This is a genomic window from Runella sp., assembly GCF_027484545.1.
In the GTDB taxonomy this organism is placed as follows: Bacteria; Bacteroidota; Bacteroidia; order Cytophagales; family Spirosomataceae; genus Runella.
Genome location: NZ_JAIXST010000080.1, coordinates 1 through 7214 on the forward strand (window position 1 = coordinate 1; position 7214 = coordinate 7214).

Genomic DNA, 7214 nt, shown 5'->3' on the forward strand with positions numbered 1-7214 from the left:
AAATACAAAAAAATATCGCCTGCTATGAAACAAGGCTTGACAAAACGTATCTATTCGCTCGAAGAAGTGCTCATGATGAGACCTTTAATGATTGCCATAACTTAGTGTTCCAGTACCTATTATTTTTAGCTTTCAAATAAGATTTGTAGAGATTTCCCACGCAGTAAAGCAAATGCTCATCAGAAATGAAATCAACGTATTTATTTTTCATTTAGATTAAGAGTTAATAATTAGGGGAGCAATATAGGATTTTTTTATAGCTAAAAACAAATGATTGATATACATTGATTGTGGAGTCTATCTACTACTCAAAACCCCACCCCCTTCAAAAAAGCCGCCATTTTATTCATCAATTCTTTCTTCGCATACGCCTGGCTGGAATGCCCTGCGTTGGGAATAAATTCAATCTGAACAGGTAGGTTTTTGCTTTTGTACACACTCATCAATTCGATGGATTGATTGATGGGCACTTGGATGTCCTGCTCGCCGTGAACGATAAAGAGAGGAGGAGCGCCGGCATTTACCTGATAGACCGGGCTGGCGAGTTTGGCCAATTCAGGCACCTGTTCTACGGGTTTGCCCAACAAAATCGCCAAGGCCGGCAAACGCACATTCAAACCGTGAGGAGTGGATTGTGTGAGGATGGTCAAAAAATTGGTGGGGCCAAAGAAATCAATGCAGGCCTGTACTGAAGACGAGGTAGAGGTGTAACTTCCAAGGGTACCTTCCAACGTTGGATTGTTGTTGGTAGTCGCAACCAAGGCTGCTAAATGCCCGCCCGAAGAAGCGCCCCAAATAATGATTTTATCGGCTTTGTAACCATATTTGGCGGCGTTGGCTCGTAAAAAACGGATGGAGGCTTTAATGTCATGAATTGGTCCGGGAAAGGCTTTTTCGGTACTTGCCCGAAAATCAACACTTGCCAAGGCGTAGCCGTGTTCCAACATCCCCAAAGGCGGTTTTTCTTTGCTTCCCGAATGCCACGCCCCGCCATGAATCCAAACGATCAAATAAGGTTCTTTTTGCTCTTTGAGCTTATAAATATCCAGTTGAAGCTTTTTTCCGTCGGCTTCGGCATACACAATGTCTTTCACACCTATTGTGTCTTTTTGGGCTTGCATAGAGAACGAAAGAAACGAAAGCACAACAAATAAAGAGATAATTCTCATTTTCTATGGGTTAGGGTTTTATCCCCCGATAGGGCACATTAATATCCACTTTGCCTTTCCACTTTTTAGGGATTTTCTTGCCCAATTCCCGATGAATGGCGTTGATAACCAATCGCTGAAACGACTCTACCGCAAAATCTTCGGGGTGGCCCATGGTAGTCATAAAAACTTTGCCGCCAAAACTGTTTTTCCACGTCCACGCCACGGGATTTTCGATGGCTTTGGGATTGTTGGGATTCACGGATTTTCCCATTAATAACCACTGAGCGCCCGCCGCTGGATAATCGGGTTGCACTTTATACAACCATGAAGCAACGTGAAAAGTAGGGGCAACGCCCGTCAAAATAGGATTGGCAGCGGCCGCAGGAATGATAGACACATCGGTGGTACTTTCGTGACCGTAATGGGTGTGGTTGGCTTTGCCGCCCCAGCCCGGAGGCGCTCCGAAGGCCAATTCTGCAAATGCATTCCATTTTTCGGATTCGTGGCCTTTGGGGAAATTGAACGAGTGCGTGGTGGTACGGAAACCGATCATCGGTTTGCCCGAACGCATGTATTTATCAATGTGAGCGAGTTGGTCGGCAGGAAGTTGACGCCAGCGTAAAAAGAAAACCGCTAAATCGGCTTCCTCCAAGGCTTCTAAGCCAGGAATGTTTTTTTCAGCGTTTTGGTCGGGATACGATTTGAGTATTTTGGTGCGAAAACCGTAGTTTTTTTCTAATTCTGCCGCTAATAGCGGAAGGGTTTGTTCGCCGCTGTACTCATGGTCACCACACACAAAGACAATGAGGGGCTTTTTAGCTTTAGCACCGGAATGCGCCTGTACTTTGCTTACGAGAAGCACGACAAGTTGTAAGGCGAATAGGAAGATAATTTTTTTCATAAAAGACAGATTAAGGAAACTATTGTTTTGATAAAGAAACAGTAATTCGTAAAGTCAGCGCCTTGGTCGGATTTACTGCTACGCCGATTAGGAATTGAGCATTATAATCCATACGGCCCTTCCTTTTACCGATTAAGTAACCTTAAACTTTGATCATGAAAAACTACGGTGTCTTTATTGTACTGATTGCCTTTGGTCTTTTTTTGCCAAGCCACACTTTTCTAAAAACACGCCCTACCCAAACCTACAACGCCGACGTAATCATTTACGGAGGTACCTGCGCAGCCATCACGGCAGCGGTGCAGGTGAAAAAAATGGGAAAAACGGTCATTATTGTCTCACCCGACAAGCACTTGGGAGGATTGTCAGCGGGCGGTTTGGGATTTACCGATACGGGAAACAAAGAAGTAATTGGCGGATTATCGCGCGAGTTTTATCAACGCCTTTACGCACATTATCAAAAAGAAGCTTCCTGGAAATGGCAGAAAAAAGAAGAATACGGCAACAAAGGCCAGGGAACTCCCGCTATTGACGGAACCAACCGTACGATGTGGATTTTTGAACCTCACGCGGCCGAGCAGGTATTTGAGGATTTTGTGAAAGAGAATAAACTAACGGTGTATCGCAACGAATGGCTCGACCGTTCGGCCAAAGGAGTGGTGAAAAATGCGGGAGCCATCACATCTTTCCGAACCTTGAGTGGCAATGTGTACCAAGGAAAAATGTTTATTGATGCCACGTACGAAGGTGACCTCATGGCCGCCGCAGGAGTGAGTTATCACGTGGGGCGGGAGGCCAACAGTGTGTACGGAGAAAAATGGAACGGCGTACAAACCGAAGTTTTTCAGCACGGGCATTATTTTAAAAAGCCGGTAAGTCCGTATAAAATAGCCGGCGACCCCAAAAGTGGACTCTTGCCCGAAATTTCGGCGGAAGAACCGGGAGAGAAAGGTTCGGGTGATAAAAAATTACAGGCGTATTGTTTTCGGATGTGCCTCAGCAATCACCCCGACAATCGGATTTCGTTTTCAAAACCTGTAGGCTACGATGCTGCCCGGTATGAGTTGGTTGCTCGGGTTTTTGCTACGGGTTGGCGGGAAACGTTTGATAAATACGACCCTATTCCCAACCGCAAAACCGACACCAATAACCACGGGCCGTTCAGCACCGATTATATTGGCAAAAATTATGATTATCCCGAAGCTACTTACGAGCGAAGGAAAGAAATCATCAAAGACCATGCGTTGTACCAAAAAGGCTTACTGTATTTTTTGCAAAACGACCCCAGTATCCCGGCTGATGTACACCAACAAATGCAGCAATGGGGCTTGCCCAAAGATGAATTTACAGACAATAATAACTGGCCGCATCAACTGTACATTCGCGAAGCCCGGCGTATGAAAGGCGAATTTGTGATGACCGAAGCCGATGCGTTGGGTAAAACCAAAGTGCCCAATTCGGTGGGGATGGGTTCCTATTCACTAGACTCTCACAATGCCCAGCGCTACGTAAAAAAGGACGGCTTTGTACAAAATGAAGGAGACATCGGCGTTCATCCCGATAAACCTTATTCGATTGCATACGGGGCTATTTTGCCGAAAGAAAATGAGTGTAAAAACTTGCTTGTTCCTGTTTGTTTATCAAGCTCACACATCGCTTACGGCTCCATCCGGATGGAGCCGGTATTCATGATTTTGGGGCAATCGGCTGCTGCGGCGGCTGTCTTGTCTATTGAAAATAAGGTAAGTCCTCAAAAACTTCCTTACGAAAAACTCCAGGCTGTGCTTTTGAAAGAGAAACAACGTTTGGAGTGGTAGTTGAATTTGGCAGAAACAAAGTAGATTTTAACGAAAAACACGTTTTATGGCTACTATAAAACCGCTTGACATTTCGAATGATTCAAATTAACCCCACCCTTACGCCCTCTGATTTATCGGCTAAATTGCAGCGGTTTTGGGAGCTTTCGGCTCAGAAAATCCGTTTGATTGAACACAACTACGACGTTTCCAAAGGCTCTCCCGTTTTTACCGTACAGGGAAAATACAGCACCCGCGGCTGGACCGAATGGACGCAGGGTTTTCAATTTGGCTCGGCTATTTTGCAGTTTGACGCCACTGGAGAAACTGATTTTCTGGAATATGGACGCAAAAATACCCTCGCCGTCATGGCTCCGCATGTGAGCCACATTGGCGTGCACGACCACGGATTCAACAACGTCAGCACCTACGGGAATTTGCTTCGCCTGATGCACGAAGGAAAAATTGAGTTCAATGAGTGGGGAAAGAATTTCTACGAATTAGCCCTCAAAATTTCGGGAGCGGTGCAGGCAAGTCGCTGGACAGGCATTAAAAACCGCGACGGCGGACCGGGTGGATACATTCATTCTTTCAACGGCGCTCATTCTTTGTTTGTCGATACCATTCGCTCTTGTCGGGCCTTAGTAGTCAGTCATCAATTAGGACACGTTTTTCAGGGCGAGGGAGACGTGAAAATCAATCTGCTCGAACGCGCCTTACTGCACATCAAAGCGACTGCCGACTTTTCGGTATTTTACGGCGAAGGCCGCGATTCGTACGATATGTGGGGACGTACTGCCCACGAAAGTATTTTTAACGTCAAAGACGGTAACTTTCGTTGTCCCAATTCGCAACAGGGATATACCGGTTTCAGTACTTGGACGCGCGGTTTGGCGTGGGCCATGTGCGGTTTTCCGGAGCAGTTGGAAGCATTGGAAAGCTTTTCGGATGCAGAATTAATGCCTTTCGGCGGGCGTGAAGCTATTGAATCCATGATGCTCAAAGCGGCCCGTGCTACCTGCGATTTTTACATCGAGCATACACCCATCAACGGCGTTCCTTACTGGGATACCGGCGCGCCAAACTTGTATAAATTAGGCGATTATCTTGACAAACCAGCCGACCCATTTAATGATTTTGAACCCGTCGACAGTTCTGCGGCCGCCATCGGAGTGCAGGGGTTGTTACGTTTAGGTAAATATTTAATGGATAGAGAAAAAAGCTCCCCTCATCCTGAAAGGAGAGGGGTTGGGGGTGAGGTTAATGAAGGAAAGAGATACTGGCAAACAGGTTTAACAGTTTTGGACTCTTTATTAGAAGAGCCTTATTTAAGTACTGACCCCAATCACCAAGGGCTTTTGCTGCATTCCATTTACCACCAACCCAACGGTTGGGATTATGTACCGGAAGGCAGTAAAATTGCGTATGGCGAATCAAGTATGTGGGGCGATTATCACATTCGCGAAGCAGCGCTGTATGTACAAAGAATGATCAACAACGAGCCTTATTACGCATTTTTAAATTGTGTAAAGTAAATGATAAGTCATTAACCGCACGGGCGGCCCCGTAAATCACTCATTCACTCATTCATCATTGCTTTAATGTCTACTAAATACAAACCAAAATATACCCGAGTAGCGCAACTCAAAACGGCGGCGGATCTTAAAAAGCATTTGGAGTCGAATGGCATTGATTTGTCGTTTGATGAAACGTTATTGCCGCCGGCGGAAAGTCCTTTCAATACCGCAATCCCTTTAAAATCAGGTAAAACCATTGGCAACAGTCTTTGCATTTTACCCATGGAAGGGTGGGATGGAACTTTGGACGGAAAACCTACCGAATTTACCAAAAACCGCTGGGTGAAATTTGCCGTGAGTGGGGCTAAGCTGCTATTTGGCTGCGAAGCGGTGGCAGTATGTCACGAAGGGAAAGCCAATCCCAATCAGTTAGTGATGAATGAAGACAACTTTGAAGAGTTTGTCAACCTCCGTCAATTGATTTTGGATAAACATACTGAGAAATTCGGCTCTACTGACGGCTTGGTCATTGGTTTGCAACTGACGCATTCGGGGCGTTTTTGTAAGCCCAACAGTCACAAGAAATTTGAGTCTAAGATTCTATATTCACATCCGTTCCTGAATCAAAAATTTGGCATGGAAGCCGATTACCCTGTGCTGACCGACGAAGAAATTGATGAAATTATTGAACTGTATGTTAAGGCGGCTGTTTTGGCGCAAAAAGCAGGTTTTGATTTTGTAGATATCAAACATTGTCACGGCTATTTAGGGCATGAATTTCTGAGTGCCGTGGACCGACCCGGTAAATACGGCGGTAGTTTTGAAAACCGTACGCGTTATTTACGCAACATCGTAGCGGGGATTGAACAAGCCGCGCTCGGCTTGGAAATGGGCATTCGGGTAAGTGCGTTCGACTTTTTACCGTTCAAAAAAGGCCTGAATGAACAGGGCGAACCCGAAAAAGCAGAAACCTATCCCTATGCTTTCGGGGGACGGGAAGACGGATTGGGAGTTGATTTAGAGGAGCCAAAAGCATTTTTGGGACTGGCGCAAAGCCTTGGAATTCAAATGATTTGCATCACCGGCGGAAGCCCTTACTATAATCCGCATTTGATGCGTCCTGCCTTGTTTCCTCCTTCAGACGGCTATCAACCGCCCGAAGAGCCGTTTAATGGTGTAAAACGTCAAATTGATGTAACTGCCGAGTTGAAAAAGGATTTTCCGGAATTGGTTATTATTGGTTCTGGATACTCCTATTTGCAGGAGTGGCTTCCCAATGTCGCTCAATATGTATTGCGCACTGGTATGGCCGACAGCGTAGGTTTTGGACGCATGGTGTTGTCGTATCCTACCATGCCCGACGACATGATGAATGGCCGCACCATGACGCGAAATCTGATTTGCCGAACGTTTTCCGATTGCACCACTGCACCCAGAAATGGCATCATTTCAGGTTGTTACCCGTTAGACCCGTTCTATAAAAAACGCCCTGAAGCGGAGGAGTTGAAGGCGATTAAGGAGAGTTTGTAACTATTTTGATAATATGGCAAAAGAAAACACAGAAGATTTAAACACATTTCTTAGTGTTTTTGATGAAAGCATTCGAGAGAAAGTGTTTTGGTTGCGGGAATTTGTTTGGGATTTGTACCCCGAAGCCAATGAACTGATCTATGACAATTACAATGCCGTGGCGTTTGGTTGGTCAATTACTGATAAATTGGGCGATTTGTTGGTTCATCGTCACATTTGGTGAAAGTCGGGGTTTCCCATCAGGATGACTCTTTTGCGGAGCAACTCAAAACTCGCTCTTCCATACATCTGACGCTTGATATTTTTGAGCCTGTTTACC

6 protein-coding genes are annotated in these 7214 nt (G+C 45.6%); 4 read left to right on the forward strand and 2 right to left on the reverse strand.

Annotated elements, in window-relative coordinates:
• Positions 1 to 308 precede the first annotated feature (308 nt).
• Together Q0081_RS07345 and Q0081_RS07350 are read right to left on the reverse strand one after the other, a co-directional pair.
• On the reverse strand, positions 309 to 1169 hold the full coding sequence (locus Q0081_RS07345) for an alpha/beta hydrolase (RefSeq protein WP_298350847.1): 861 nt from the start codon (positions 1167 to 1169) through the stop codon (positions 309 to 311).
• Positions 1170 to 1179: 10 nt separating this feature from the next.
• The gene (locus tag Q0081_RS07350; RefSeq protein WP_298350848.1) at positions 1180 to 2052 is read right to left on the reverse strand and encodes a ThuA domain-containing protein; all 873 of its coding nucleotides are present in this window, start codon (positions 2050 to 2052) and stop codon (positions 1180 to 1182) included.
• Between the two features lie 155 nt (positions 2053 to 2207).
• On the opposite strand from Q0081_RS07350, the gene Q0081_RS07355 reads away from it, so the two are divergent.
• The 4 genes from Q0081_RS07355 (at position 2208) to Q0081_RS07370 (ending at position 7118) form a co-directional block, all read left to right on the forward strand.
• Positions 2208 to 3869, forward strand: coding sequence for an FAD-dependent oxidoreductase (locus Q0081_RS07355; RefSeq protein WP_298350851.1), 1662 nt, complete (start codon positions 2208 to 2210; stop codon positions 3867 to 3869).
• 77 nt (positions 3870 to 3946) lie between these two features.
• On the forward strand, positions 3947 to 5383 hold the full coding sequence (locus tag Q0081_RS07360) for a glycosyl hydrolase (protein ID WP_298350853.1): 1437 nt from the start codon (positions 3947 to 3949) through the stop codon (positions 5381 to 5383).
• A gap of 66 nt (positions 5384 to 5449) precedes the next feature.
• Complete coding sequence (locus Q0081_RS07365) at positions 5450 to 6895, forward strand: NADH:flavin oxidoreductase (protein WP_298350856.1); 1446 nt, start codon at positions 5450 to 5452, stop codon at positions 6893 to 6895.
• Positions 6896 to 6908: 13 nt separating this feature from the next.
• The gene (locus Q0081_RS07370) at positions 6909 to 7118 is read left to right on the forward strand and encodes a hypothetical protein (RefSeq protein WP_298350858.1); all 210 of its coding nucleotides are present in this window, start codon (positions 6909 to 6911) and stop codon (positions 7116 to 7118) included.
• Positions 7119 to 7214: the final 96 nt, after the last annotated feature.